Source organism: Thauera sp. K11 (assembly GCF_002354895.1).
GTDB classification, from domain to species: Bacteria; Pseudomonadota; Gammaproteobacteria; order Burkholderiales; family Rhodocyclaceae; genus Thauera; species Thauera sinica.
In genome coordinates this window covers 3807918-3832723 of sequence record NZ_CP023439.1, presented here as the reverse complement: position 1 = coordinate 3832723, position 24806 = coordinate 3807918, and the positions used below count along the sequence as shown (strand labels likewise).

At 68.1% G+C, this 24806-nt stretch carries 28 protein-coding genes; 22 read left to right on the top strand and 6 right to left on the bottom strand.

Features of this window, described 5'->3' with window-relative positions:
* The first annotated feature begins 15 nt into the window (after positions 1 to 15).
* The 10 genes from CCZ27_RS16720 to CCZ27_RS16675 all read left to right on the top strand — a co-directional run bounded on the left by CCZ27_RS16720 (position 16) and on the right by CCZ27_RS16675 (position 7231).
* Entirely contained in the window at positions 16 to 459 is a 444-nt protein-coding gene (locus CCZ27_RS16720; RefSeq protein WP_096450052.1) for a MerR family transcriptional regulator, read from the top strand.
* Between the two features lie 85 nt (positions 460 to 544).
* Positions 545 to 1012, top strand: coding sequence for a PaaI family thioesterase (locus CCZ27_RS16715; protein ID WP_096450050.1), 468 nt, complete (start codon positions 545 to 547; stop codon positions 1010 to 1012).
* Between the two features lie 72 nt (positions 1013 to 1084).
* A complete protein-coding gene (gene can, locus CCZ27_RS16710) occupies positions 1085 to 2227 on the top strand; it encodes a carbonate dehydratase (protein ID WP_096450048.1) in 1143 nt (380 codons plus the stop codon).
* A 37-nt stretch (positions 2228 to 2264) separates the two neighbouring features.
* On the top strand, positions 2265 to 3476 hold the full coding sequence (locus CCZ27_RS16705; RefSeq protein ID WP_096450046.1) for an acetyl-CoA C-acetyltransferase: 1212 nt from the start codon (positions 2265 to 2267) through the stop codon (positions 3474 to 3476).
* A gap of 250 nt (positions 3477 to 3726) precedes the next feature.
* Positions 3727 to 4872: an acyl-CoA dehydrogenase gene (locus CCZ27_RS16700; protein ID WP_096450044.1), complete on the top strand. Its 1146-nt coding sequence runs from the start codon at positions 3727 to 3729 to the stop codon at positions 4870 to 4872.
* Between the two features lie 198 nt (positions 4873 to 5070).
* Positions 5071 to 5493, top strand: a complete 423-nt coding sequence (locus tag CCZ27_RS16695; protein ID WP_096450042.1) for a nuclear transport factor 2 family protein — start codon at positions 5071 to 5073, stop codon at positions 5491 to 5493.
* Between the two features lie 62 nt (positions 5494 to 5555).
* Complete coding sequence (locus tag CCZ27_RS16690; RefSeq protein ID WP_096452708.1) at positions 5556 to 5795, top strand: Pathogenicity locus; 240 nt, start codon at positions 5556 to 5558, stop codon at positions 5793 to 5795.
* Positions 5796 to 5897: 102 nt separating this feature from the next.
* A complete protein-coding gene (locus tag CCZ27_RS16685) occupies positions 5898 to 6266 on the top strand; it encodes a glyoxalase superfamily protein (protein ID WP_096450040.1) in 369 nt (122 codons plus the stop codon).
* 85 nt (positions 6267 to 6351) lie between these two features.
* Positions 6352 to 6753, top strand: coding sequence for a GFA family protein (locus tag CCZ27_RS16680; RefSeq protein WP_096450038.1), 402 nt, complete (start codon positions 6352 to 6354; stop codon positions 6751 to 6753).
* Positions 6754 to 6829: 76 nt separating this feature from the next.
* The gene (locus CCZ27_RS16675) at positions 6830 to 7231 is read left to right on the top strand and encodes a GNAT family N-acetyltransferase (RefSeq protein ID WP_198363159.1); all 402 of its coding nucleotides are present in this window, start codon (positions 6830 to 6832) and stop codon (positions 7229 to 7231) included.
* Between the two features lie 91 nt (positions 7232 to 7322).
* Here the strand turns inward: CCZ27_RS16675 and CCZ27_RS16670 are convergent, their stop codons facing one another.
* Positions 7323 to 8411: an AraC family transcriptional regulator gene (locus CCZ27_RS16670; protein WP_096450036.1), complete on the bottom strand. Its 1089-nt coding sequence runs from the start codon at positions 8409 to 8411 to the stop codon at positions 7323 to 7325.
* 160 nt (positions 8412 to 8571) lie between these two features.
* Here CCZ27_RS16670 and CCZ27_RS16665 point away from each other — a divergent pair, with 160 nt between their 5' ends.
* Complete coding sequence (locus CCZ27_RS16665; RefSeq protein ID WP_096450034.1) at positions 8572 to 9753, top strand: isovaleryl-CoA dehydrogenase; 1182 nt, start codon at positions 8572 to 8574, stop codon at positions 9751 to 9753.
* Positions 9754 to 9800: 47 nt separating this feature from the next.
* Here the strand turns inward: CCZ27_RS16665 and CCZ27_RS16660 are convergent, their stop codons facing one another.
* The 3 genes from CCZ27_RS16660 to CCZ27_RS16650 all read right to left on the bottom strand — a co-directional run bounded on the left by CCZ27_RS16660 (position 9801) and on the right by CCZ27_RS16650 (position 10981).
* A complete protein-coding gene (locus CCZ27_RS16660) occupies positions 9801 to 10226 on the bottom strand; it encodes a type II toxin-antitoxin system VapC family toxin (protein ID WP_096450032.1) in 426 nt (141 codons plus the stop codon).
* Positions 10227 to 10231: 5 nt separating this feature from the next.
* Positions 10232 to 10489, bottom strand: a complete 258-nt coding sequence (locus CCZ27_RS16655; protein ID WP_096452704.1) for a type II toxin-antitoxin system Phd/YefM family antitoxin — start codon at positions 10487 to 10489, stop codon at positions 10232 to 10234.
* A gap of 123 nt (positions 10490 to 10612) precedes the next feature.
* Positions 10613 to 10981: a VOC family protein gene (locus CCZ27_RS16650; protein ID WP_096450030.1), complete on the bottom strand. Its 369-nt coding sequence runs from the start codon at positions 10979 to 10981 to the stop codon at positions 10613 to 10615.
* Between the two features lie 147 nt (positions 10982 to 11128).
* Here CCZ27_RS16650 and CCZ27_RS16645 point away from each other — a divergent pair, with 147 nt between their 5' ends.
* Positions 11129 to 11845 carry a helix-turn-helix transcriptional regulator gene (locus tag CCZ27_RS16645; RefSeq protein ID WP_096450028.1) on the top strand — a complete coding sequence of 239 codons (717 nt, stop codon included), beginning with the start codon at positions 11129 to 11131 and terminating at the stop codon, positions 11843 to 11845.
* A gap of 90 nt (positions 11846 to 11935) precedes the next feature.
* On the opposite strand, the gene CCZ27_RS16640 is transcribed toward CCZ27_RS16645, so the two are convergent.
* Positions 11936 to 12853 (bottom strand): LysR family transcriptional regulator, encoded by a 918-nt coding sequence (locus tag CCZ27_RS16640; RefSeq protein WP_096450026.1) that lies wholly within the window; start codon positions 12851 to 12853, stop codon positions 11936 to 11938.
* Between the two features lie 101 nt (positions 12854 to 12954).
* Between CCZ27_RS16640 and CCZ27_RS16635 the strand changes: the two genes are divergently transcribed.
* The 3 genes from CCZ27_RS16635 (at position 12955) to CCZ27_RS16625 (ending at position 16222) form a co-directional block, all read left to right on the top strand.
* Positions 12955 to 14106, top strand: coding sequence for an ABC transporter substrate-binding protein (locus CCZ27_RS16635; protein WP_096450024.1), 1152 nt, complete (start codon positions 12955 to 12957; stop codon positions 14104 to 14106).
* 128 nt (positions 14107 to 14234) lie between these two features.
* On the top strand, positions 14235 to 15257 hold the full coding sequence (locus CCZ27_RS16630; protein WP_096450022.1) for an aromatic ring-hydroxylating dioxygenase subunit alpha: 1023 nt from the start codon (positions 14235 to 14237) through the stop codon (positions 15255 to 15257).
* Positions 15254 to 16222, top strand: a complete 969-nt coding sequence (locus tag CCZ27_RS16625; protein ID WP_096450020.1) for a PDR/VanB family oxidoreductase — start codon at positions 15254 to 15256, stop codon at positions 16220 to 16222. Before CCZ27_RS16630 ends, CCZ27_RS16625 begins: the two co-directional genes overlap by 4 nt.
* Before the next feature lie 31 nt (positions 16223 to 16253).
* Here CCZ27_RS16625 and CCZ27_RS16620 read toward each other — a convergent pair whose 3' ends face one another.
* A complete protein-coding gene (locus CCZ27_RS16620; protein WP_096450018.1) occupies positions 16254 to 16826 on the bottom strand; it encodes a PAS and helix-turn-helix domain-containing protein in 573 nt (190 codons plus the stop codon).
* Between the two features lie 126 nt (positions 16827 to 16952).
* Between CCZ27_RS16620 and CCZ27_RS16615 the strand changes: the two genes are divergently transcribed.
* From CCZ27_RS16615 to CCZ27_RS16585, 7 genes are all read left to right on the top strand, one after another.
* A complete protein-coding gene (locus CCZ27_RS16615; RefSeq protein ID WP_096450016.1) occupies positions 16953 to 18119 on the top strand; it encodes an acetyl-CoA acetyltransferase in 1167 nt (388 codons plus the stop codon).
* Positions 18116 to 19642: a class I adenylate-forming enzyme family protein gene (locus CCZ27_RS16610; RefSeq protein ID WP_096450014.1), complete on the top strand. Its 1527-nt coding sequence runs from the start codon at positions 18116 to 18118 to the stop codon at positions 19640 to 19642. Before CCZ27_RS16615 ends, CCZ27_RS16610 begins: the two co-directional genes overlap by 4 nt.
* A gap of 90 nt (positions 19643 to 19732) precedes the next feature.
* Entirely contained in the window at positions 19733 to 20761 is a 1029-nt protein-coding gene (locus tag CCZ27_RS16605; protein ID WP_096450012.1) for a TRAP transporter substrate-binding protein, read from the top strand.
* Between the two features lie 77 nt (positions 20762 to 20838).
* The gene (locus tag CCZ27_RS16600) at positions 20839 to 22506 is read left to right on the top strand and encodes an FAD-dependent oxidoreductase (protein ID WP_096450010.1); all 1668 of its coding nucleotides are present in this window, start codon (positions 20839 to 20841) and stop codon (positions 22504 to 22506) included.
* Between the two features lie 11 nt (positions 22507 to 22517).
* Entirely contained in the window at positions 22518 to 22742 is a 225-nt protein-coding gene (locus CCZ27_RS16595; RefSeq protein WP_096450008.1) for a DUF2783 domain-containing protein, read from the top strand.
* Positions 22743 to 22798: 56 nt separating this feature from the next.
* The gene (locus tag CCZ27_RS16590) at positions 22799 to 23344 is read left to right on the top strand and encodes a VOC family protein (RefSeq protein WP_096450006.1); all 546 of its coding nucleotides are present in this window, start codon (positions 22799 to 22801) and stop codon (positions 23342 to 23344) included.
* Between the two features lie 63 nt (positions 23345 to 23407).
* Positions 23408 to 24793 (top strand): MmgE/PrpD family protein, encoded by a 1386-nt coding sequence (locus CCZ27_RS16585; protein WP_096450004.1) that lies wholly within the window; start codon positions 23408 to 23410, stop codon positions 24791 to 24793.
* Positions 24794 to 24806 lie beyond the last annotated feature (13 nt).

Sequence of the window (24806 nt, the reverse complement as noted above, 5' to 3'; positions counted from 1 at the left end):
CGTATTACGGCGGCCATGGGCGACGAAAAAACCTACACCATCACCGAACTCGCGCGCGAGTTCGACATCACGCCGCGCGCCATCCGATTCTACGAGGACGAGGGCCTGCTGACCCCCACCCGCGCCGGCCGCTCCAGGGTGTACAGCAAGGCCGACCGCACGCGCCTGAAGCTCACCCTGCGCGGCAAGCGCCTGGGGCTGTCGCTGGCCGAGATCCGCGAGTTGATCGAAATGTACGGCGGCGTGCGCGATTCCGCGCCCCAACTGCAGCGCTTCCTGACGGTGCTCTCGGCGCGCCGCGCCGCACTCCGGCAGCAGCAACTGGACATCGAGGCGGTGCTGCTCGAGATCGACATGCTCGAACAGCAGTGCCATGCGCTGCTCGGCAAGAATGCCGAGGGTGCGGAGGCGGCGCGCGAGGAACTCGAGAAGCACATCAACAGCACCAGCGACGCCTGATTTTTTCCACGATTAGTTTACGTTTACGTAAACGTAATTACAATAGCGCAGCCCGACCGAACGGGCGACCCCGAGGAGACGAACCATGCGCCCCGAACTGCCGCAGTTCCAGCCACGCGATCCGGACTACGCCGACCGGGTGCGCGCCAGCTTCGGCCTGCAGCAGGCGATGGAGCTGATCGGCGCCGAGCTTGCGGTGGTCGAGCCGGGCTACGTCGAGATCCACCTGCCGCACCGGCCGCAGATCACGCAGCAGCACGGCTACATCCACGGCGGGGTGGTCGGCATGGTCGCCGACTCGGCTGCCGGCTACGCCGCCAACACGCTCACCCCGGCCGATGCCAGCGTGCTGACGGTGGAATACAAGATGAACCTCGTCGCGCCGGCCGACGGCCAGCGCCTTGTGGCGCGCGGCGAGGTGGTGCGCCCGGGGCGCACGCTGATCGTGACGCGCGCCGACGTCTATGCGATCCGCGACGGGCAATGGACCTTGTGCGCGATCATGCAGCAGACCATCATGGCCATGCACGGCAAGATGGAGCGCGAGGGCTGATGCGGTTCCGCGCCGTCCGTTTCCCGCCGTCCCGCCCCGTTTCCCGGCAGTCGATCCGATGAGGGCTGCGACATGACCATCCGCCTGCGTGCACTGTCGGCGTCCGACACCACCGAACTGGAACAGGTGCGCCGGTTCTTCCGCCACTACGCCGCCTGGTTGGGCGTGGACCTGAGCTTCCAGGGCTTTGCCGACGAGGTCGCGAACCTCCCCGGCGCCTACGGCCGGACCGACGGACGCCTGTTCTTCGCCGAGGCGGATGGCCGCCCCGCCGGCTGCGTGGGCATCCGCCGCTTCTCCGAGGGCGTGTGCGAGATGAAGCGGCTCTACGTCGATCCCGGGATGCGCGGCCACGGCCTGGGCCGGCAACTCGCGCTCGCGGCCATCAAGGCCGCGCAGGCGCTGGGCTATCGCCGCATCCTGCTCGACACGCTGCCGGCGATGCGCATCGCGGTGAAGCTGTACCGCGAACTCGGTTTCACCGATGCGCCGGCCTACTATCCGACGCCGATCGAAGGCACGATCTTCCTCACCCTCGACCTCGCGAAATGGTCCGAGGGCGAAGCCGGCAACGAAAACCTCGTCCATCTGTTCGACTACAACGTGGCGTGGTCGCGCCAGATGCAGCAGATCGACCCCGGCTTCTTCGAGAAGCTGTCGCACCTGCAGAGCCCGGAATACCTGTGGATCGGCTGTTCCGATTCGCGCGTGCCGGCCAACCAGATCGTCGGCCTGCTGCCAGGCGAGGTGTTCGTGCATCGCAACGTCGCCAACGTCGTCGTGCATACCGACCTCAACTGCCTGTCGGTGATCCAGTTCGCCGTCGACGTGCTGAAGGTGAAGCACGTCATGGTGGTCGGCCACTACGGTTGCGGCGGCGTGAAGGCCGCGCTCAACCGCGAGCGCGTCGGCCTGGTCGATCTCTGGCTGCGCCACGTGCAGGACGTGCATGTGAAGCACCTGCGCACGGTGGACGATCTCGCGCCCGAACTGCGCCACGACCGCCTGTGCGAACTCAACGTGCTCGAACAGGTGGTGAACGTGGCGCAGACCGTGGTGGTGCAGGACGCCTGGCGGCGCGGCCAGCGCCTGACCGTGCATGGCTGGATCTACGGACTGAAGGACGGCCTGATCCGCGACCTCGGTCTCAACGTCAGCCACGGCGAAGACCTCATGCCGCGCTACGTCGCGGCGCTCCAGGCGCTCGGCAGTTGAGTGCACCGTTTCCCGACGAATTCAACAGGAGAACCCCATGTCCGATCCCGTCGTCATCGTTTCCGTCGCCCGTACGCCGCTGGGCGGCTTCCAGGGCGAACTGTCCAGCCTGACCACGCCGCAGCTCGGCGCCGTCGCCATCAGGTCTGCGGTGGAGCGTGCCCGCCTCAAGCCCGAGCAGGTGCAGGAGGTGATCATGGGCTGCGTGCTGCCTGCCGGCCTCGGCCAGGCGCCGGCCCGGCAGGCGGCGCTGGACGCCGGCCTGCCGCTGTCGGCCGGCTGCACCACGATCAACAAGGTGTGCGGTTCGGGCATGAAGGCGACGATGCTGGCGCACGACCTCATCCTTGCCGGCAGCAACGAGGTCGTGGTCGCCGGCGGCATGGAGTCGATGTCGAACGCGCCCTATCTGCTGCCCAAGGCGCGCGGCGGCTACCGGCTCGGCCACGGGCAGATGTTCGACCACATGTTCCTCGACGGCCTGGAAGACAGCTATTCGAAGGAGAGCAAGGGCCGCCTGATGGGCACCTTCGCCGAGGATTGCGCCAGCCATTTCGGTTTCAGCCGCGAGGCGCAGGACGAATTCGCCATCGCCTCGACGACCCGCGCGCAGGCGGCGATCGAGGGCGGCGACTTCACCTGGGAGGTGGTGCCGGTCACCGTTTCCGGGCGCAAGGGCGATGTGCTCGTCGCCAGGGACGAGCAGCCGCTGAAGGCGCAGATCGACAAGATCCCGTCGCTGAAGCCCGCGTTCAGGAAGGATGGCACGGTCACGCCGGCCAACTCCAGTTCCATCTCGGACGGTGCCGCCGCGCTGGTGCTGATGCGCAGGTCGACCGCCGACAGCCTCGGCCTGAGGCCGGTGGCGACCATCGTCGACCATGCGACGCATGCGCAGGAGCCGGCCTGGTTCACCACCGCACCGGTGGGGGCGATGCAGAAGGTGTTGGCGAAGGCTGGCTGGAGCACCGGCGACGTCGATCTGTGGGAGATCAACGAGGCTTTCGCGGTGGTGACGATGGCGGCGATGCACGAGATGAATCTGCCGCACGACAAGGTCAACGTGAATGGCGGCGCGTGCGCGCTGGGCCATCCGATCGGCGCCTCCGGCGCGCGCATCCTGGTGACGCTGATCGGCGCGCTGCGCAAGCGCGGGCTGAAGCGCGGCGTCGCCAGTCTGTGCATCGGCGGCGGCGAGGCGACGGCGATGGCGATCGAGGTCGATGCGTCGGTGGGCTGCGGCGGCTGAGCGTTGTCTTGGGTCATTGGGCTGTCGGGTTTGCGGGGAAGCCGTCGCGGGGGGGGGTTGCGCGTTGAACCGCCGGCCGTGGCAGGGACTCCTTCCGCCTCCTGCGGAACTCGCCCTTCGGGCTCGGACAGTCCTCGTCGGCTCCACGAGTCCCCGCCACGGCCGGCTTGGCCGTGGTGCGGGACCACATTCTTGAAACCACACTCACATTGATAGGGGCGGCGGCGATCGCCTTGGGAGAGGGAAATACATGATTCTGACTGCCGAACAGGAACTGATCCGCGATTCCATCCGCGCCTTCGCGCAGGAGCGCCTGGCGCCCTTCGCCGCCGAGTGGGACCGCAACCACACCTTCCCGCGCGAGGCGCTGAAGGAACTCGCCGAACTCGGCGCGCTGGGCATGGTGGTGCCCGAAGAGTGGGGCGGCGCCGGCATGGACTACATGAGCCTGGTGCTCGCGCTGGAAGAGATCGCCGCCGGCGACGGTGCCACGTCCACCATCGTCAGCGTGCAGAACTCGCTGCCCTGCGGCATCCTCAACCGCTTCGGCACCGATGCGCAGAAGGAAGCCTGGCTCAGGCCGCTGGCGAGCGGCGAGCGGCTCGGCTGCTTCTGCCTCACCGAGCCGCACGTCGGTTCGGATGCGTCCGCCATCCGCACGGCCGCGGTGCGAGTGTCCGACGATGAGGGTGGCGGCTGGGTGCTGAACGGCGTCAAGCAGTTCATCACCACCGGCAAGCACGCCGACGTCGCCATCGTCTTCGCCGTCACCGACAAGGACGCCGGCAAGAAGGGCATCACCTGCTTCCTCGTGCCGGCGGATGCGCCCGGCTACCAGGTCGGCCGCATCGAGGAAAAGATGGGCCAGAAGGCTTCGGACACCACCCAGATCCTGTTCGAGAACTGCCGCGTGCCGGCGGATTCGGTGATCGGCCGCGAAGGCGAGGGCTACAGGATCGCGCTCTCCAACCTCGAGGCCGGCCGCATCGGCATCGCCGCGCAGTGCCTGGGCATGGCGCGCGCCGCGCTGGAGGCGGCGGTCAAGTACGCGCAGGAGCGCGAGAGCTTCGGCAAGCCGATCTTCGAGCACCAGGCAGTCAATTTCCGCCTCGCCGACATGGCGACGCAACTGGAAGCCGCGCGCCAGCTCGTGTGGCACGCCGCCAGCCTGAAGGACGCCGGCCGGCCGTGCCTGAAGGAAGCCTCGATGGCCAAGCTGTTCGCCTCGGAGATGGCCGAGCGCGTGTGCTCGGATGCCATCCAGGTGCATGGCGGCTACGGCTACGTCACCGACTTCCCGGTGGAGCGCATCTACCGCGACGTGCGCGTGTGCCAGATCTACGAAGGCGCCAGCGACATCCAGCGTCTGGTGATCGGGCGCGCGCTGGCGGGCTGAGGGGCGTCGCGCCTGTCCTCGCGGCCGGGCCGTCCGTCGGGGCGCCCGGCCGTTCGTTTTCTTGCCATCCCCATGCACGAGGCCCCGCCGTCCTCGTCGGCGCGGCAACGGTGCCGTCGCCGCTGCTCCGTGGTGCGGCCCGGCGCGCGGACGAACTATCATGGCGTCCTGCCACCATACCGGGGAGGAGGGCGAGTCATGGATATCGAGCAGTTCATGCAGGGCTACAAGGCGGCATGGGAGCAGCGGGACGAATCCCTGTTCTGCGCCCTTTTCGCCGCCGACGGCGAATACCGCAACACGCCTTTCGCCGTTCAGCGCGGCCAGGCGCAGCTCGCGGAATACTGGCGCCGCGTCAGGCTGCAGGAGGACGTGGAGGTGCGGTTCGAGATCCTCGCCGCTTCGCCGTCGGGCGGCATCGCGCACTGGCACGTCACCTACCAGGTCGCCTCGGAGGAACTGTTCCAGATCTGGGCGCGCTCCACCGGCACCAACCTCGTCGCACGCAAGCCGGGCGATCCCTTGCCCAGGATGGTGCTGGACGGGGTGCTGAAGGCAGAATTCGAGAACGGCCTGTGCCGGGAATGCCGGATCTGGTGGCACGGCATGCCGGCGGGCTGAGCCCGGCGGAATGGATGCATCGCCGCCGCCGGCGGCACGTCATGGAACAATGGAGAAACCCGATGCCGTTCCCACCGGAAGAGCGCAAGGCCCTGCTGGGCGTGAAGGGCGTCGGCCCCACCGTGGTGGCCCGCCTCGAGCAGATGGGATACGAGTCGCTTGCCCATCTGGGCAAGGCCGAGGTTCTGGATGTCGTTTCCCGCGCCGCGGCCATCGTCGGTTCCACGTGCTGGAAGAACAGTCCGCAGGCGCGTGCCGCGATTCAGGCCGCGATTGCGCTGGCGCGGTCGCGTCATGCATGACGGGCCGGGCGGGCGCCGGCAAACCGTGCTGATTGGCGTCCGCCGCGTTTTTCGCTCCGGCGCCGCTTGCCTGGGGTACCGGACGCCGAGGGAGCGGAACATATGCTGAACGTGCAGCAGACCATCCCGATCCTGCGCATCTTCGATCTGGCGAAGGCGCGCGAATTCTACGTCGGTTTCCTCGGCTTTCGCGTCGATTGGGAGCATCGGTTCGAACCCGGCGCGCCGGTGTATCTTCAAGTCTCCCGGGGCAACTGCGTTCTGCACCTCAGCGAGCACCACGGGGATTGCTGCCCCGGCTCGGCGGTTTTCATCCGGGTTTCCGGCCTGGAGCAGTTCCATCGGGAAGTCACGGCCAAGGGCTATGCGTACATGCGCCCGGGAATCGAAATGGCACCCTGGAATGCGAAGTTGATGGAAGTCACCGACCCCTTCGGCAATCGGTTGCGGTTCAATGAAGACATCGCCTGAATCGCCCCACCGGGGCGGTGCGAAGCCGGTGGCGGGTGCGGGCGTGCAGCGTATCGGACGAACATCTTTTGAGCAGGAGCTTGCCATGCACGGCAAATGCCTATGCGGAGCGGTGGGCCTGACGGCGGCGGCCCGGCGCCATTTCCATGCCTGCCACTGCGACACCTGCCGGCGCTGGTGCGGCGGCCCGTTGCTGGCCGTCCATTGCGGCACCGAGGTCGTCCTGGAGGGCGAGTCCGGCATCACCTGCTACGCCTCGTCCGAATGGGCCGAGCGCGGATTTTGCAGCCGCTGCGGCACCCACCTGTTCTTCCGCCTCACGGCCAGCGGCGACTACTACGTTCCCCTCGGCCTGTTCGACGATGCCGGGGACCTCGTCTTCGCCAGCCAGGTCTTCATCGACCGGAAGCCGGCGGCCTACTCGTTCGCGGAAGCGACCGAGAAGCTCACCGAGCGGGAATTCCTGGCGCGCTACGCGCCTGGATGACGTGCCGGCGCTTCTTCGCACCATCGGCGAGGAGAAGCACCGAAAGGCCGTCCCGCCGCGACCCTGGAGGATGCCCGTGAAAATCGACTACCGCGACGATGCGCCGATCTCGGTGGAGCAGGCCATCGACCTCTACCGGCGGTCGACGCTGGCCGAGCGCCGGCCCGTCGAGCGCCCGGACGTCTTCGAGGACATGCTGAAGAATGCCAGCCTGGTCGTCTCCGCCTGGCACGGCGAGCGCCTCGTCGGCATCGCCCGTACGCTGACCGACTTTGCCTACGTCGCCTATCTCGCCGACCTGGCGGTCGATGGCGACTATCAGCGGCAGGGCATCGGCAAGCGCCTCATCGAAGAGACGAAGCGCTGCCTGTGGCCGGAGTGCATGATCGTGCTGCTCGCCGCGCCCAGGGCCAACGACTACTATCCGCGCCTGGGTTTCGAACACAATCCGCGGGCATGGATGCTGAAGGGCGGATAGTTGCCTGGCGCGGTACGCGACCGGCCGCGGGGTGGCGAAGGCAGGCGTTCCGCCGGCGCAGGCGGAACGCGATGTGAGCGGGCAGCCGATGTCAGGCGCCGTCCCGCTTCGCTGCGGACGCGTCCTCCTGCGGATGCAGATGCTCCGCGGCTCCCGCCCTGAAGGCGCCCGGCGCCACTCCCGTCCAGTCGCGGAACGCCCGTGCGAAGCTCTTCTCGCTGTCGAAGCCCACCGCCGCGGCGATCTGCTTGATCGGCTTGCGGGTCTGCAGCAGCAGCCTCGCGGCGCGTTCGCGGCGGGCCTCGTTCTTCAGCCGCTGCAGCGACACGCCTTCGTCCTTCAACTGCCGGTGCAGGGTGCGCACCGACAGGTTCAGTTGCGCGGCCACGTCCTCGGCGGTGTGGGCGGCGGCGGGGGCGGCGGCGAGGATCTGGCCGACGCTGTGCACCAGCAGGCGGTCGCGGCGGTATTGCAGCACGGTGAGCGGCAGGGCGCGCTGCAGCATGGTTTGCAGCGCGCGCTCGTCGCGGCGCACCGGCAGGGCGAGGTAGCGGGCGTCGAACGAGAGGGCCGCGCTTTCCGCCTCGAAGCGCACCGGGCCGGGGAAGAGGTAGCGGTAGGCGTCGGCATGCGGCGGGGCGGGGAAGGGGAAGGTGGTTTCGGCGAGCGCGATGCGCGAGTCGACCAGCCAGCAGGCGTAGCCGAGCAGGTAGCGCAGGCTGCTGACGAGGCAGAACTCGCGCAGTCGGCCGAGCGCGGTGTTCTCGGCGATGCGGATCGTCGCGCCGCCGCGCTGCTGGCCGAAGTGCAGCACGATGTCGTCCGTGAGCAGGCGGTGGTGGCGGCACCAGCGCTTGAGCGCCACTTCCAGCGTGGGCGAGGTGAGCGAGGCGCGGCACAGCATGCCGTAGCTGCCCCACGGCAGGCGGCGCGAGAACCAGCCCAGCGCCTCGTCGTCCAGCTCCTGCATGGCGATGCCCGACATCACCTCCATCTGCGCTGCGGTGACGCGGGCGGCGGGGTCGTCCAGCAGCCCGGCGGGGATCTGCGCCTGCCGCAACGCGCTGGCCGGATCCATTCCCCGCTGCCGGTATCCGAGGACGATCGCGCGGATGAAGGCGATCGGCGTGGCGGCGCGGCCCAGCGTGAGTTCGGCGGGCGAGGGGGCGAGGATCTTCATGTGCCGGAATCCTAGGCCGCGTGGCAGGATTTGCAACTCCGTTGGCACTCGCCGCGCGCAGGTCCCGGCTAATCTGCGCCCATCCGCCGGCATGCGCCGTCCATAATCGTGATGCGCGCCCGGCCATCGCGCCAAGACAAACTGAAGAAGGAGACAAGCCATGAACGTTCCCAGCCTGGACTTCAATCTCGGCGAAACCATCGATGCCCTGCGCGACACGCTGCAGGCTTTCTGCGCGGCGGAGATCGCGCCGCGCGCCGCCGGGATCGACCGTGCGAACGAGTTTCCCGCGGACCTGTGGAAGAAGCTGGGCGATCTCGGCGTTCATGGCATGACGGTGGAGGAGGAGTACGGCGGCACCGCGATGGGCTACCTGGCCCACATCGTGGCGATGGAGGAGATCTCGCGGGCGTCGGCGTCGGTGGGGCTGTCGTATGGCGCCCACTCCAACCTGTGCATCAACCAGATCCGCCGCAACGGCACCGGGGCGCAGAAGCAGAAGTACCTGCCCAAGCTGATCTCGGGCGAGCACGTCGGCGCGCTGGCGATGTCCGAGCCCAACGCCGGGTCGGACGTGGTGAGCATGAAGCTGCGCGCCGACCGCAAGGGTGAGCGCTTCATCCTCAACGGCAGCAAGATGTGGATCACCAACGGCGGCGATGCCGACACGCTGGTCGTCTATGCCAAGACCGACGTCAACGCCGGGCCGAAGGGCATCACCGCCTTCGTCGTCGAAAAGGGCATGAAGGGTTTCACCTGCGGCACGCACCTCGACAAGCTGGGCATGCGCGGTTCCAACACCTTCCCGCTGTTCTTCGACGACGTCGAGGTGCCGGTGGAGAACGTGCTGGGCGGCGAGGCCAACATCGGCCGCGGCGTGCAGGTGCTGATGTCCGGCCTGGACTACGAGCGTGCGGTGCTGTCGGGCGGGCCGCTGGGCATCATGGCCGCGTGCATGGACGTGGTGGTGCCCTACCTGCACGAGCGTAGGCAGTTCGACACGCCGATCGGCGAGTTCCAGTTGATGCAGGGCAAGGTCGCCGACATGTATTCCACCTGGTCCGCCTGCCGCGCCTACGCCTACGCGGTGGGCCAGGCTTGCGACCGCGCCGACCATGCGCGCACGCTGAGGAAGGACGCCGCCGGCGTGATCCTCTACACCGCCGAGAAGGCGACCTGGATGGCCGGCGAAGCCATCCAGACGCTGGGCGGCGTGGGCTATACCAATGAATATGCGGCCGGCCGCCTGTGGCGCGATGCCAAGCTGTACGAGATCGGCGCGGGGACCAGCGAGATCCGCCGCATGCTGATCGGGCGGGAACTGTTTGCGGAGACGATGTAAGGCGGTAGCGGGCGGCGCTCGCCGCCCGCTGCCTGCGATCCTTCCTGTCAGCCGCCTTGGGCGCTTCCGCCCGGTTCGAACGGATTCAAGATTTCCACGCCCAGCGCGCGAAAGTCCGCAACGTTGCGCGTTACCACCGTCAGGCCGTTGGCCCTGGCGGTCGCGGCGATCATGGCATCTTCGTAGAGGGTGTCGGACTTGCGGTGCATCAGTCGCGCCCAGTGCCGGAACGCCGCCGCATCCATCGGCAGCACGTTATAGGCGCCTGCCACCCGCTCCAGCCAGCTTTCGATCTCGGCCGCCTTGGCCGGGTCCTGTTCGCGCGTCATCTCGATGCCGGCCTGGATTTCTCCGATCGTGACCGCGGACAGGAACACATGCGGGTCATCCACCGATTGCAGCCATGCCACCACGCCGCCATGCGGCTTGGGTCGGCGCAGTTCCGAAACCACATTGGTGTCGAGCAGGTACATGCGCATTACCCGAGCGGTTCGACCTTGCGCCGCCGGGCCTGCCCGCGGGGTGGCACGATCGGTTCGGTGCGCGCCTCGCCGGACAACAGCAAAGCCTTGAGTGACGGTCGCGCGGTGGCCTGCAAGCGTCGCCACTCCTGAACCGGTACCAGCACGGCCGCTTCCGCGCCGCGCCGCGTGACCATCTGCGGCCCCTCGGACAGGCAGGCATCGAGGAATTCGCTGAAACGCGCTTTCGCATCCTGTACAGGCCACGTGTGCATGGTCGTCTCCATCAGACTAGTTGAATGACTAGTTTGATTCCGGGGCGGATGGCTGTCAATCGGACGCGGGCACAGCGGAACGGAAGGGGCGGGCCAGGTCATACCGCCCCACCGCAAGCACCCTCAATGCCGGGAATAGAGCCCCACGCGATTTCCCTCGCTGTCCATGACCAGCGCGATATAGCCGATCTCCTCGCCGATCGAGGTCTTCTCCATCACCACCTCGCCGCCGGCCGCCTTCACCCGTTCCAGGGCGAGGTTCAGATCCTCGCCGCCATTCAGATAGACCAGCGTGCCATTGTCGCGCGGCTCCAGTTGCGGCATCTGCACCAGCGCGCCGGACGGCTGCGGCTTCGCATACGGAAAGATCGCCATCGGATGGCCGCCGCAAACCTCGCGGCGCAGCGACACCGCAAACACGCTTTCGTAAAAGCGCACCGCACGCTCGATATCCACGACAGGCAGTTCGAACCAGCAGATCGGATCGTTCATTTTCGGGCTCCTGAAAAGTCTCCGCCGCAGGATGCGACGGACAGGGGCATTGTCGGCACCCCCTCCTGACAACGTGGTGTCAGCAGCCTGGCGGGGTCGGCGCGGCCGTCATGCTAAGGTGGCCCGTCCGTCATCGCTGCCGCCACCATGCGTCCCGCCGACCGCCTGTTCCAGATCATCCTCATGCTGCGCAACGGCCGCGTGTTAACCGCGCGGGCGCTGGCCGAGGCGCTGGAAGTCTCGGAGCGCACCATCTACCGCGACATCGCCGACCTCATCGGTTCCGGTGCACCCATCGACGGCGAGGCCGGCGTCGGCTACCGCCTGCGCCGCGGCTACCAGGTGCCGCCGCTGATGTTCACCGGCGACGAACTCGAAGCCCTGGTCATCGGCGCCAAGCTCGTCCAGTCCTACGCCGACCCCGCCCTGGGCAAGGCCGCCGCGCAGGCCATGGCCCGCATCGAGGCGGTGCTGCCGCGCGCGCTGGAGGAGCGCATCGCCGGCAGCGAGATGCGCTTCTGCGCCCCTGACTTCATGCACCCCGCGCCGCTGCGGGAACCGATGACGCTGCTGCGCGAGGGCATGGAAAAGGGGCTGAAGGTGCAGGTGCGCTACCGCCGCGAGGACGGCGAGGTCTCGCAGCGCACGCTATGGCCGCTGGGGCTGGTGTTCTGGGGGCGGTGCTGGACGCTGGGCGCGTGGTGCGAGCTGCGGCAGGGGTTCCGGACGTTTCGGGTGGATCGGATCGAGGCGGTGGAGATGAGGGCGGAGCGGTTCGATGACCGGTATGGGCATCTGTGGCAGGGGTATCTGGCGGCGGCGAGGGGGGAATCGGTCGGGGGCGAGCCTACGGCAGGGCGTTGAGACAAGCGCGGGGATGACTGCGCTCTGGACAAGTTGGCCGCTTGCCGTCCGGCCGCGCCGGTTTCCTCGTCGACGGAAGTCCGTGTCCGCTCATTCCGGATAGTCGGCAAAGGTCTCCTTCACCAGCCTGCGCAGCCAGATGTTGGCCGAATCGTGGTGAAAGCGCGGATGCCAATGCTGGCGCAGCGAGAACCGCGGCAACTGGGTGGGCGGCTGGACCACCCGCACCGCCTTGGAGCGCGAGAACACGGCGCCGAGTTCCCGCGGTACGGTGGCGATGAGATCGGGCTGCTGCTCCAGCAGCATCGGCAGGACGAGGAAGTGCGACGTGGTCAGGAAGATCCGGCGCCGGATGCCGAGTTCGTCGATCGCACGGTCGTAGACGCTGGCGGTGCCGCCGAGCGATACGACGACGTGGTCCATCGCCTCGAACTGCGCCAGCGTGAGCTGCTCCCCCACCGCAGTGTTGGTGGCAGCGACGATGGTGACGAAGGGGTGTGTGAACAGGTGCTGCTGGAAGAGCCCCGGCGGGATGGCGCGCAGCGACCCGATGGCGAGATCGGCCTCGCCCGATTCGAGCGTCTCGGCGATCCGCGGGGGCGGCACCTGCAGGGTCTGCAGCGTGCAGTGCGGGGCCTCGCGGCGCAGCCGTTCGATGAGCGGCGGCAGGAAGACCAGCTCGCCCATGTCGGTCATGCAGAAGCGGAAGCAGCGCTCGGCCCGCGCCGGGTCGAAGCGCGGCCGTTGCTGGAGATCGTTGCGCACGATCTCCATCATCTGCAACACCGCCGGCGCCAGCGCCTCGGTGCGCGGCGTGGCCTTGAGGCCGGTTGCGGTCTTGATGAAGAGCGGATCGTCGAGCAGGCGGCGCAAGCGGCCGAGCGCATGGCTCACCGCGCTCTGGCTGAGGCCGAGCTGTTCGGCCGCGCGGGTGGTGCTCTGCTCGCGGATCAGCGCGTCGAGCACGGCGACGAGGTTGAGGTCGAAGTCGTTATGCACGTTGTTCATTACCTTAATCGGCGCCATGAGTTGGACTGATTTTGGGGCGGACACTATGGTTGAGGCAACCGTTCGACCGAGACGGTAACGACAACGATGGAGACAAAACGATGATCCGCCGCAGCCCCCGCAGCCTGCTGTTGTCCCTGCTCGCCCTCGCCGCGCCTGCCTTCGCGCAGGTCCATGTCGGGGTCAGCCTTTCCCTCACCGGCCCCGCCGCCTCGCTCGGCACCCCGGCGCGCAACATGGTCGAGCTGCTGCCGCGCGAGGTCGACGGCACCCGCATCGAGTACACCGTGCTCGACGACGCCTCCGATCCCACCAATGCGGTCAAGAACTTCCACAAGCTCACCGAGGAACACAAGGTCGACGTGGTGATCGGCTCCTCGACCACGCCCTCCACCCTGTCGATGGTGGAGCCGGCCGCCCGCGCCGGCGTGCCGCTGGTGAGCGTGGCGAGCGGCACCGCGATCGTGAGCCCGCAGGACGAGACCCGGCGCTGGGCCTTCAAGGCGGTGCAGAACGAGGCGCTGATGGTGCAGGCCACCGTGGCGCACATGCGGGCCACCGGGGTGAAGCGACTGGGCTTCATCGGCTTCAACACCGCTTTCGGCGAAGGCTGGCTCAACGAGGCGCGTGCCCAGGCCGAAGCCCAGGGCATCCAGCTCGTCGCCGTCGAGCGCTACGGCCAGACGGACACCAGCGTGCTGGCACAGGTGCTCAAGCTGATCGCGGCCAAGCCCGACGCGGTCCTGGTGGCCGGCGCCGGCACGCCGGCCGCGCTGCCGCAGAAGACCCTCGTCGAGCGCGGCTTCAAGGGCCGCATCTATCAGACCTACGGCGTTGCCAATCGCGACTTCCTGCGGGTGGCCGGGCGCGATGCGGAAGGCGCGGTCTTCGCCGTCGGTCCGGTGCTGGTCGCCGATCAACTGCCCTCGGGCAATCCGGTGCGCGCGGTCGCGACCGAGGTCACGGCGCGCTACGAGAAGGCATACGGCGCCGGCTCGATGTCGATCTTCGCCGCCAACGCCTGGGATGCCGGCCTGCTGATCCGCGAGGGCCTGAAAGCGGCGCTGGCGAAGGAGAAGCCGGGCACCCCGGCGTTCCGCGCCGCGCTGCGCGACGGCATGGAAGTCACCCGCGGGCTGACCACCAGCCAGGGCGTGATGAACCTCTCTTCCGCCGACCACGTCGGCTACGACGGCCGCGCCGTCGCGCTGGTGGAAATCCGCCAGGGCGCCTGGCGCTACCTCGGCGACTGACGCCACGGCGGGCGCGGCCCGCCTCCCATCCGGACCAGAAAACATCCACGCCCCGGCCGCTCCGACGGCCGCCGGGCGGGACGGTTCGCGTCCATCACCCGCCATCGACCCTCACCGAAGGAACGAACATGTTTCTGAAAAACTGCTGGTACGTCGCCGCCTGGAGCGACGAAGTCACGGACAGTCTCTTTGCCCGCACCCTGCTCGACACCCCCATCCTGCTGTACCGCGACAGCGCCGGGCAGGTGGTGGCACTCGACGATCGCTGCTGTCACCGCACCGCGCCGCTGTCGCTCGGGCGGCGCGAGGGCGACTGCGTGCGCTGCATGTACCACGGGATGAAGTTCGACCCCAGCGGGCGCTGCGTCGAGATCCCGATGCAGGAAACCATCCCGCCGCAGACGCGCGTGCGGGCCTATCCCGTGGTCGAGCGGTCGCGCTGGATCTGGATCTGGATGGGCGATCCGGAACGCGCCGACCCCGCGCTGCTGCCCGACCACCACTGGCTGGACGACCCGGCGTGGCGCAGCCTGTCGGGTTACATGCTGCACCAGGCCAACTACCTGCAGGTGGCCGACAACCTGTGCGACTTCTCGCACTTCTCCTTCGTCCATCCCGAAACGGTCGGCGGCTCGGTGGCCTACGCCAAGTCGCAGCCGCGCATCGAGCGGCTCGACAACGGCGTGCGCATCACCCGCGGGCTGGACAACGACGAGCCGGCCCCGTTCGTGAAGAAGCTGCGCCCGGAGTGGAAGGCGGTGGATCGCTGGAACAATTACGAATTCCTCGTACCCGGCGTCCTGCTGATGGATTCGGGCAGCGTCCCGGTGGGGCGCGGCGGTGCCGGCGGCAGCCGCGAGGGCGCGCTGCAGTTCCGCGGCTGCCAGGCGATCACGCCGGAGACCGCACGCACCACCCACTACTTCTTCGCCCAGCCCCACAACTTCGGCATCGAGGATGCCGAAGTCACCCGCAAGATCCACCAAGTGCTGATCGACGCCTTCGAGGAGGACCGCCACATCATCAGCGGCCAGACGCGCATGCTGGCGTTCGACCCCGATTTCCGCATGGTGCCGCTCGGCGTCGATGCCGCGCTGTCGCATTTCCGCTGGGTGATGAACAAGCGCATCCGCGAGGAGGCCGAGGCATGACCGCCACGCCGTTTCGCGTCCGTGTCACCGAGCGCACCGCCGAGGCGCGCGATGTCGTCACGCTGGAGCTGCGGGCCACCGCCGACGCGCCGCTGCCGGCCTTCACCCCCGGCGCTCACCTCGAACTTGCGCTGCCCAACGGCCTGGTTCGCCACTACTCGCTCTGCAACGACAGCCGCGAGCGCGACCGCTACGTGATCGGCGTCGGCCGCGCCCCGGCGAGCCGTGGCGGCTCGCGCTACGTCCACCAGTCGCTGTCCGTCGGCGACAGCCTGACGGTGACCGCGCTGCGCAACAACTTCCCGCTGGCGGAGGGCGCTCCGGCCTATCGCTTCGTCGCCGGCGGCATCGGCATCACGCCGCTGCTGTCCATGATCCGCCACTGCGAGGCCGTCGGCTCGCCGTGGTCGCTGCTCTACTGCGTGCGCAGCCGTCAGCGCGCGGCCTTCCACGAGGAACTGGCGCAATGGCCAGGGCGCGTGCGCTATCACGTCGACGAGGAAAGCGCCGGCGCTCCGCCCGATCTCGCTGCCGCCCTGGCCACGCCGGCGGGGGGCGAACAGCTTTACTGCTGCGGGCCCGACGGCCTGATGCGCGCGGTGCGCGAGTGCAGCGCGCACTGGCCCGCCGCCAGCGTGCACTTCGAGTGGTTTTCGGCCCCGGCCGAGGCCGGCGGCGGCGAGGCTGTGGCGGACGATCGCGCCTTCGAACTCGTGCTGCGGCGCCAGGGCAGAACGCTGACGGTGCCCGCCGGACGCAGCATCCTCGACACGCTCGAAGAGCACGGCCTCATGGTGCCCTTCGCCTGCCGCGAGGGCCTGTGCCGCACCTGCGAGACCGCGGTGTGCGCCGGCGCGGTCGAGCACCGCGACTGCGTGCTGTCCGCGGCGGAACGCGAGGCCGGCACGTCGATGATGATCTGCGTGTCGCGCGCGCGGGGCGAATCGCTCGAACTGGATCTCTGACCGCCGCGAACCGGCCGCCGCTGGCCGGTGCTCAGCAGAGCCCGACGAGGCGGGCGATCATCTCGGTGTGCGTGCGGACCTGCAATTTGCGCATCAAGCGGGCGCGATGCGCTTCGACCGTCCTCGGGCTGATCGCCAGGTGGCGGGCGATTTCCTTGCTCGTTTCTCCAAGTGAAAGGAACTTGGCGATCTCGCGCTCGCGCGCCGTCAGGTCTGCCGTGACCGGACGCCGTTTGGAGATGTCTTCGAACATCCACACCGCGCAAGCGTAGGGATTGTCCCTGTCGAGGCTGCGGCCCGAGACGTGGCACCAGAACAGGGTGCCGTTGCGGTGCCGCATGATGCGCTCGTCGCTGTAGCAGCCTTCGGCACGCAGCACCGGATAGGCCTGCTCGCCGATGCGCTGGCCCTCCTGCTCCGAGGGGTAGAGCGAGGCGAGCGTGCGGCCGGCCAGTTCATGGGCGTGATAACCAAACATCGCGGCAAAAGCCTCGTTGCAGCGCTGGATCACGCGGCTGCGCGAAACGCACAAACCCACCGGCGCGAGATCGAACGCGAGTTGGAGATCGTCGTGGGTGAGTTGAACGTCGTGCGGTTCGGCCATCGTTGGACGGGGGTTACGTATGACTACGATAGGGTAGGCATACGAATGGAGCAGGGCAAGCGCGGCCGATAAAGTCGTCTCCGAAGTCGCTTCCAAGAAAACACGCGACACGAGGAGACACTCACCATGACCGCTTGCATCGTCGGCTGGTCCCATTCGCCGTTCGGCCGCCTGGACCAGTTCGATCTCGAAAATCTCATCGTCTCGGTCACCCGGGACGCGCTTGACCATGCCCGGCTGCCCGCCGAAGAGGTCGACGCCATCTGGCTGGGCAATCTCAACGGCGGCTTCGTGCCGGACATCTTCTGTTCGTCGATGGTGCTGCAGGCCGACGACGGCCTGCGCTGGAAGCCGGCGACGCGGGTCGAGAACGCCTGCGCGTCGGGTGCCGCCGCGGTGTATTCGGCGATCGATGCGATCGAGGCCGGGCGCGCGCGGATCGCGCTGGTCGTCGGCGCCGAGAAGATGACCGCGGTGTCCGGTGCCGAGATCACCCGCGTGCTGGGCAACGCGTCCTACGTGCGGGAGGAGGCGAGCGCCGGGCTGAGCTTCCCCGGCATCTTCGCGCACATGGCGCAGGCCTACTTCGCCCGCCATGGCGACCATTCCGCCACGCTGGCCCGCATCGCCGCCAAGGGGCACGCCAACGGCGTGCGCAACCCGTGGGCGCAGATGCGCAAGGTTCTCGGTTTCGAGTTCTGCAATACGGTTTCCGAGCGCAATCCGCTGATCGCCGCGCCGCTGCGCAAGACCGATTGCTCGCTGGTGTCCGACGGCGCCGCCGCGCTGATCATCGCCCACGAGTCCGTGGCCAGGGACTTTCCGCGCGCGGTGCGTTTCCGCGCCCGCGCCCACGTCAGCGACTACCTGCCGATGTCGCGCCGCGATCCGGCCGGTTTCGAGGGGCCGCACCGGGCCTGGCGCCAGGCGCTGCATCAGGCCGGGATCGGCGTCGACGACCTGTCGTTCGCCGAGGTGCACGACTGCTTCACGATCGCCGAACTGCTCGCCTACGAGGCCATGGGGCTGGCCGAGCCGGGCCAAGGGGCGCGCGTGATCGAGGACGGCACGGTGTTCGCGGATGGCCGCCTGCCGGTCAACCCGTCCGGCGGCCTCAAGGCCAAGGGCCATCCGATCGGCGCGACCGGCGTCTCCATGCACGTGCTGTCGGCGATGCAGTTGTGCGGCGAAGCCGGCGACATGCAGGTTGCCGGCGCCCGGCTCGCCGGCGTGTTCAACATGGGCGGTTCGGCGGTGACGAGCTACGTCAGCATCCTGGAGCGCGCGCAATGAACGTCGCCCGGCTGCTGGCGCGCAGCGCCCACGTCCATCCCGGCCGTCCCGCGGTGCTCCACGGCGAGCGTGTGCTGTTCGACTACCGCGAACTCGCGGACCGCGCCGCGCGCATCGCCGGCCATCTGCGCGGGCGGACCGGCCTGCAGCCCGGCGACCGCGTGGCGCTCTTCATGCACAACTGCCCGGAATATCTCGAAGTGCTGTACGGCGTGTGGTGGGCAGGGCTGGCGGTGGTACCGATCAACGCCAAGCTGCATGCCCGCGAAGCGGCCTACATCGTCGAGAACTCGGGGGCGGCGGCGCTCTTCGTCAGCGAGGATTTCGCCGCGGAACTGGCCGGTCTGCTGCCCGGCGATGGCGTACGCGAACTGCACATTCCGGGCTCGGCTGCCTACGGCGCGCTGTTCCAGAGTCCGCCGCTCGAACTGCAGCCCCGCGATTCCGATGCGCTGGCATGGCTCTTCTACACCTCGGGGACCACCGGCCGGCCCAAGGGCGTGATGCAGACGCACCGCAACCTGCTGACGATGGCCGCCTGCTACTTCATGGATGTCGATGCGGTCACGCCCGACGACGTGATGGTGTATGCCGCGCCGATGTCGCACGGCGCGGGCCTGTACAACTTCATGCAGGTCATCAAGGCCGCCCGCCACCTGATTCCCGAGTCGGGCGGCTTCGATGCCGACGAACTGATCGCCCTGTCGCAGCGGATCGGCGGGCTGACCCTGTTCGCGGCGCCGACCATGGTGAAACGGCTGGTCGACCGCATCGAAGCCACCGGTGTCGCCCCGTCGGGCTTCAAGACCATCGTCTATGGCGGCGGCCCGATGTACGTCGAGGACATCCGCCGCGCGCTGGATGTCATGGGCGACCGCTTCGTCCAGATCTACGGCCAGGGCGAATCGCCCATGACCATCACCGCGTTGTCGCGCGAGCAACTGGCGGACCGCGCCGATCCACGCTGGCCGCAGCGCATCGCCTCGGTCGGCTGCGCGCAGGCGCTGGTCGAGGTCCGGGTTGCGGACGATGGCGGGAACCCGTTGCCACCGGGGACCACCGGCGAAGTGCTGGTCAGGGGCGAGTCGGTCATGGCCGGCTACTGGGGCAATGCCGACGCCACCGCGAGCGCCCTGCGCGGCGGCTGGCTATGGACCGGCGACCTGGGCGTGATGGACGAGGACGGCTACCTCACGCTCAAGGACCGATCCAAGGACGTGATCATTTCCGGCGGCTCGAACATCTACCCGCGCGAAGTCGAGGAAGTGCTGCTGATGCATCCGGCGGTGTCGGAAGTGTCGGTGATCGGCCGCCCGCATCCGGAGTGGGGCGAAGAGGTGGTCGCCTGCGTCGTATGCCGCCAGGGCCAGCGCGTCACGGCGGCGGAACTCGATGCCCTGTGCATCGCGCACATCGCCCGCTTCAAGCGCCCGAAGGAATACCGCTTTCTCGACGAGATGCCCAAGAACAACTACGGGAAGGTGCTCAAGACCGCGCTGCGGGCGCGGATCAACGAGCAGTAGGCCGTCCGTTTCCCCAACGGAGCCCACATGCCGGCCGACTCGGGCCGGATTCCACACGGCATACGTGCCGAAAACAAGGAGGAGACTTCAATGACAAGGAAAATGGCATCGGCGCTGTTCGTTTCCGCCGTGCTCGCCACCCCGTTGGCGCAGGCGGCCGAGGTCGTGCTCAAGGTTGCCCATTTCTGGCCGCCGGCGGCGATTTCGCAGCGCAAGGTTCTCGAGCCTTGGTGCGAGAAGATCAAGGCCGCTTCGTCCGGACGGATGGAGTGCCAGCTCTATCCGTCGATGCAGCTCGGCGGCACACCGCCGCAGCTCTACCAGCAGGCCGCCGACGGGGTGGCCGACATCGTCTGGACCGTGCCCGGCTATACGGCAGGCCGTTTCCCGTCAGTGGAGGTCTTCGAACTGCCCTTCATGGCCAAGGATGCGGAAAGCACCAGCCGCGCGCTGTGGGCCTACTACGAGAAGTTCGGCCGCAAGGACTTCGCCGCCGTGCATCCGCTGGCGTTCCATGTCCAGGACCCGGGCTACATCCACACCAACAAGCGCCAGATCAAGAATATCGAGGACGTCAAGGGGCTCAAGATCCGCACGCCGACCCGCGTGACGACCAAGATGTTCACCGCGCTCGGCGCCACGCCGGTGTCGATGCCCATGCCATCCCTGCCCGAAGCCCTCTCCAAGGGCGTGGTCGACGGCTACATCCTGACCTGGGAGTCGGTGCCCTCGGTCAAGCTGCATGAGCTGACGCGCTACCACACCGAAACGGACCGCAGCCAGCCCGCGCTCTATACCGCCGTCTTTGCGATGGTGATGAACAAGAAGCGCTACGAGAGTCTGCCGCCCGATCTCAGGAAGGTGATCGACGAGCACAGCGGCGTCGAGTTCTCGGCCTCCATCGGACGGGCCTGGGACGAGGCGGGTCCGCCCGCGCGGCAGATGGCGATCGAGCGCGGCAACGTGCTGAACATGCTTTCCGGGGCCGAGCTGGATGCCTTCAAGAAGGTCGGGGAGCAGGTCTCCCACGACTGGATCGAGGAGATGACCGCCAAGGGTCATCCGGCGCAGGAAATGTACGACACCGCGCGGGCGCTGCTGCGGCAATACGGCCACTGAGCGGCCACCGGGCGACGCCCCGACGACGGCTGCCGTCGCGTTCTGCCGAACGCAGCGGCCGCACACGAGGAGACATCATGCTGAACACATATCAATACCCGAAATTCGAATTCATCCGTCCGCCGGAACTGGACGGAAAGGGGGATGGCCGCTATCCCCTGGTCGTGGTCGGCGCCGGCCCGGTGGGCCTGGCCGCCGCCATCGACCTCGCCATCCAGGGCAAGCCGGTGCTGGTGCTGGACAACGACGACACCGTGTCCATCGGTTCGCGCGGCGTGGCCTATGCCAAGCGCGTGCTGGAGATCTTCGACCGGCTCGGCTGCTGCGAACCGATGATGGAAAAGGGCGTGTCGTGGAACGTCGGCCGCACCTTCTTCCGCGAGGAAGAAGTCTTCAACTTCAACCTCTGCCCGCAGCCGGACCATCACCGGCCGGGCATGATCAACCTGCAGCAGTACTACCTGGAGGAGTACCTGCTGCGGCGTGCCCGCGAACTGCCTAACCTCGAAATCCGTTTCAAGAGCAATGTGATCGGGGTCACGCCGGGGCAGGATAGCGTGGCCGTCCGGGTGGAAACGCCGGATGGCGGCTACTCGCTGACCACCGACTGGCTGGTCGTGGCCGATGGCGCGAAGAGCCCGATCCGCACCATGCTGGGGCTGGACATCGAAGGCAAGATCTTCATGGACCGCTTCCTGATCGCCGACGTGGTGATGAAGGCGGAATACCCCACCGAACGCTGGTTCTGGTTCGATCCGCCCTTCCACCCGAACCAGTCGGTGCTGCTGCACCGCCAGGCCGACAACGTCTGGCGCATCGACTTCCAGCTCGGCTGGCAGGCCGATCCGGAAGAGGAGAAGAAGCCGGAGAACGTCATCCCGCGCATCAAGGCGATGCTGGGTGACGACAGGGAGTTCGAGCTGGAATGGGTCAGCGTCTACACCTTCCAGTGCCGCCGCATGAACCGCTTCAACCACGGCCGCGTGCTGTTCGTCGGCGACGCCGCGCACCAGGTCTCGCCCTTCGGCGGACGCGGGGCGAATTCCGGCATCCAGGACACCGACAACCTGGCGTGGAAGCTCAAGCTGGTGATGGACGGCAAGGCGCCGGCCACGCTGCTCGATACTTATAGCGAGGAGCGCACCTTCGCGGCGGACGAGAACATCATGAACTCGACCCGCTCGACCGATTTCATCACGCCCAAGAGCACGGTCAGCAAGACTTTCCGCAACGCCGTGCTGGGCCTGGCCGAGCACTACGCCTTCGCCCGCGCGCTGGTCAATTCGGGCCGGCTGTCGGTGCCGAGCCTCCTCACCGAATCTCGCCTGAACACGCCAGACAGGGATGCCTTCGCCGGCGACATGGTGCCCGGCGCGCCGATGGACGATGCACCGATCGAGACCGCGGGCGGCCAACCCTGGCTGCTCGGCGTGCTGGGCAACCGCTTCCAGTTGCTCTACTACGTGCCGGATGCCTCGGCGCTCGACGGCGCTACCGTGCAGGCGCTCACCGGTCTGGCCGACGGCGCGATTCCGGTGGAGGCCATCGTCGTCGCCGAACGTGGCAGCGCGCCCGGCGGGCTGAAGACGGTGATCGACAGCAAAGGCTGCATCCGCGAGCGCTACGACCTGAGCCCAGGCAACACCTACCTCGCCCGCCCGGACCAGCACGTCACCGCGCGCTGGCGCACGCTGGACGCCGCCCGCGTGCGCGCAGCCGTCGCCCGCGCCACCTGCAACGCCTGAAGGAGCCCGCCATGGCCTTGAACACCCAGCCCAATTTCGCCGAACCCGGCAAGCGTTACTTCCGCGCCTTCAGCCCCGGCGACGACTTCTACGAACTGCTGATCGACACCCACCGCGACCTCAGCGACGAGCAGAGCGCGATGGTCAACGCCCGCCTGATCCTGCTGCTCGCCAACCACGTCGGCGACATCGCCGTGCTGCACGAAGCGCTGCAGATCGCCCGCGAAGGCGCCTGAACCATTGCGGCGAGCGGCATGCCAGCCGCTCGCCGCCGAACATCTGGAGACAACCCATGCTGGTCAAGAAAATCCACCACATCGCCTACCGCTGCAAGGACGCGCTGGAAACCGCGCGCTGGTACGAAAAGCACCTGGACATGAAGCTGGTGCTGTCCATCGCCGAGGACGCCGTGCCCTCCACCGGCGAACCCGACCCCTACATGCACATCTTTCTCGACGCAGGCGCCGGCAACGTACTCGCCTTCTTCGAGCTGCCCACCAAGCCGCCGATGGACCGCGACCGCAACACGCCGGCCTGGACCCAGCATCTGGCGCTTCAGGTCGAGTCCATGGACACGCTGCTGGCGGCCAAGGAGAAGCTGGAAGCCGGGGGCGTGGAGGTGGTCGGCCCCACCGACCACGCGCTGTTCCAGTCGATCTATTTCTTCGACCCCAACGGCCATCGCCTGGAACTGGCCGCCAACACCGTGCGCCCGGGCATGCAGGCGGCGCTCGACAAGGTCAAGTGGCCGATGCTGGAAGAGTGGTCGCAGACCAGAAAGGCGCCCAAGCACGCGGCCTGGATGCACGACGGCAGCTACCGGGAAATGTTCCGCTGAGTCCCGCTACCCGGTCTGGCCGGTGACGACAAGAACGAGAAGAGGCCGAGGAGATTTCATTTCGTGGAACCTGAACTGAAACTGGCGCATTTCGCCCATGGGCTCGCCTATGAGGCGGTGCCGGAAGAAGCGCTTGCCGTCGTGCGGCGCATGCTGTTGACCGTGCTCGGCACCGCGGTCGCAGGCGCGGCGGAGGAGGGCTGCGAGGCCGTGCGGGCCTTCGTGCGCTCACAACACGGCACGGGGCCGGCCACGGTGTTCGTCTATGGCGACCGGGTTTCGGCCAGCGGCGCGGCGCTGGTCAATGGCGTCATGTGCCGGGCGCTGGACTACTGCGATGCGATGGCGCCGGGCCTGCACATCGGTTCGTCGCTGATTCCGGCCGCGCTCGCCGCGGCGGAACTCAAGGGCGGGTGTTCCGGGCGGGATTTCCTTGCCGCGCTCGTCGTGGGCGCCGAGACCGCCGCGCGCATGAACCTCACCGAGGCGGCCTACGATGGTGCCGATCCCACCGGCGTGGCCGCCGTCTTCGGTGCCGCCGCCGCGGCCGCGCGCCTGCTCGGCCTGGGCCCGCAGCAGACGCTGCACGCATTGGCGCTGGCCTTCAACCGGGCCGCCGGCAGCTTCCAGAGCAACGTCGACGGTTCGCTCGCCGTCCGCCTGATCCAAGGCTGGGTTGCCGAGTCGGGTGTGGTCTGCGCGCAGCTTGCCCAACTCGGCATCACCGGCCCCCGGCATTTCCTGTCGGGCGTGTACGGCTACGCCCATCTGTTCGCCAAGGGACAGCGGCGGCCGGAGGCGTTCGTCGAGGGCTTGGGGGAGCGCTACCTGCTGATGAACACGATGTTCAAGAAATACCCGAGCTGCGGCCTGACCCAGGGCGTAACCGAACTGGCCTTGCGGGTGAAGCGCGAGTTGGGCGTGGCGCCGGAGGACATCCGTCGGGTGCGGATCGGGTTGCCGCCGTATGCCTACAAGCTGGTCGGGCACCCGTTCGAGATCGGCGACAACCCGCGCGTGAATGCGCAGTTCAGCGCGCACTACTGCGTTGCGAATGCCTTCGTCCGCGGCCATCCGCAACTGGCGCACTTCACCGAATCCAGTATCCGCGAGCCGGCGGTGTGCGCGCTCGCGGAGCGTGTCGAGGTGGTGGCGGACGAGGCCATGGGCGAACGCCACCACACCGCGGTGGACCTGCACGTCGAAACCGCCGATGGCCGCTGCCACGACGCCACGCTCGAGATCGCACCGGGTTTTCCGGGCAATGCGCTGGCGGACGAGGCGCACCTGGCGCGCTTCCGGGACTGCATGGACTACGCCGCGATCCCGCTCTCCGCCCGCCAGGCGGAGCGGCTGATCGAGCGGGTGGCGGCCCTGCATGCGCTGGACGACGTGCGCGTCCTGCTGGGGGACATGGTGAGTGAAGGCACCGCCGCCGCCAATCCATAACGAGGAGACACCA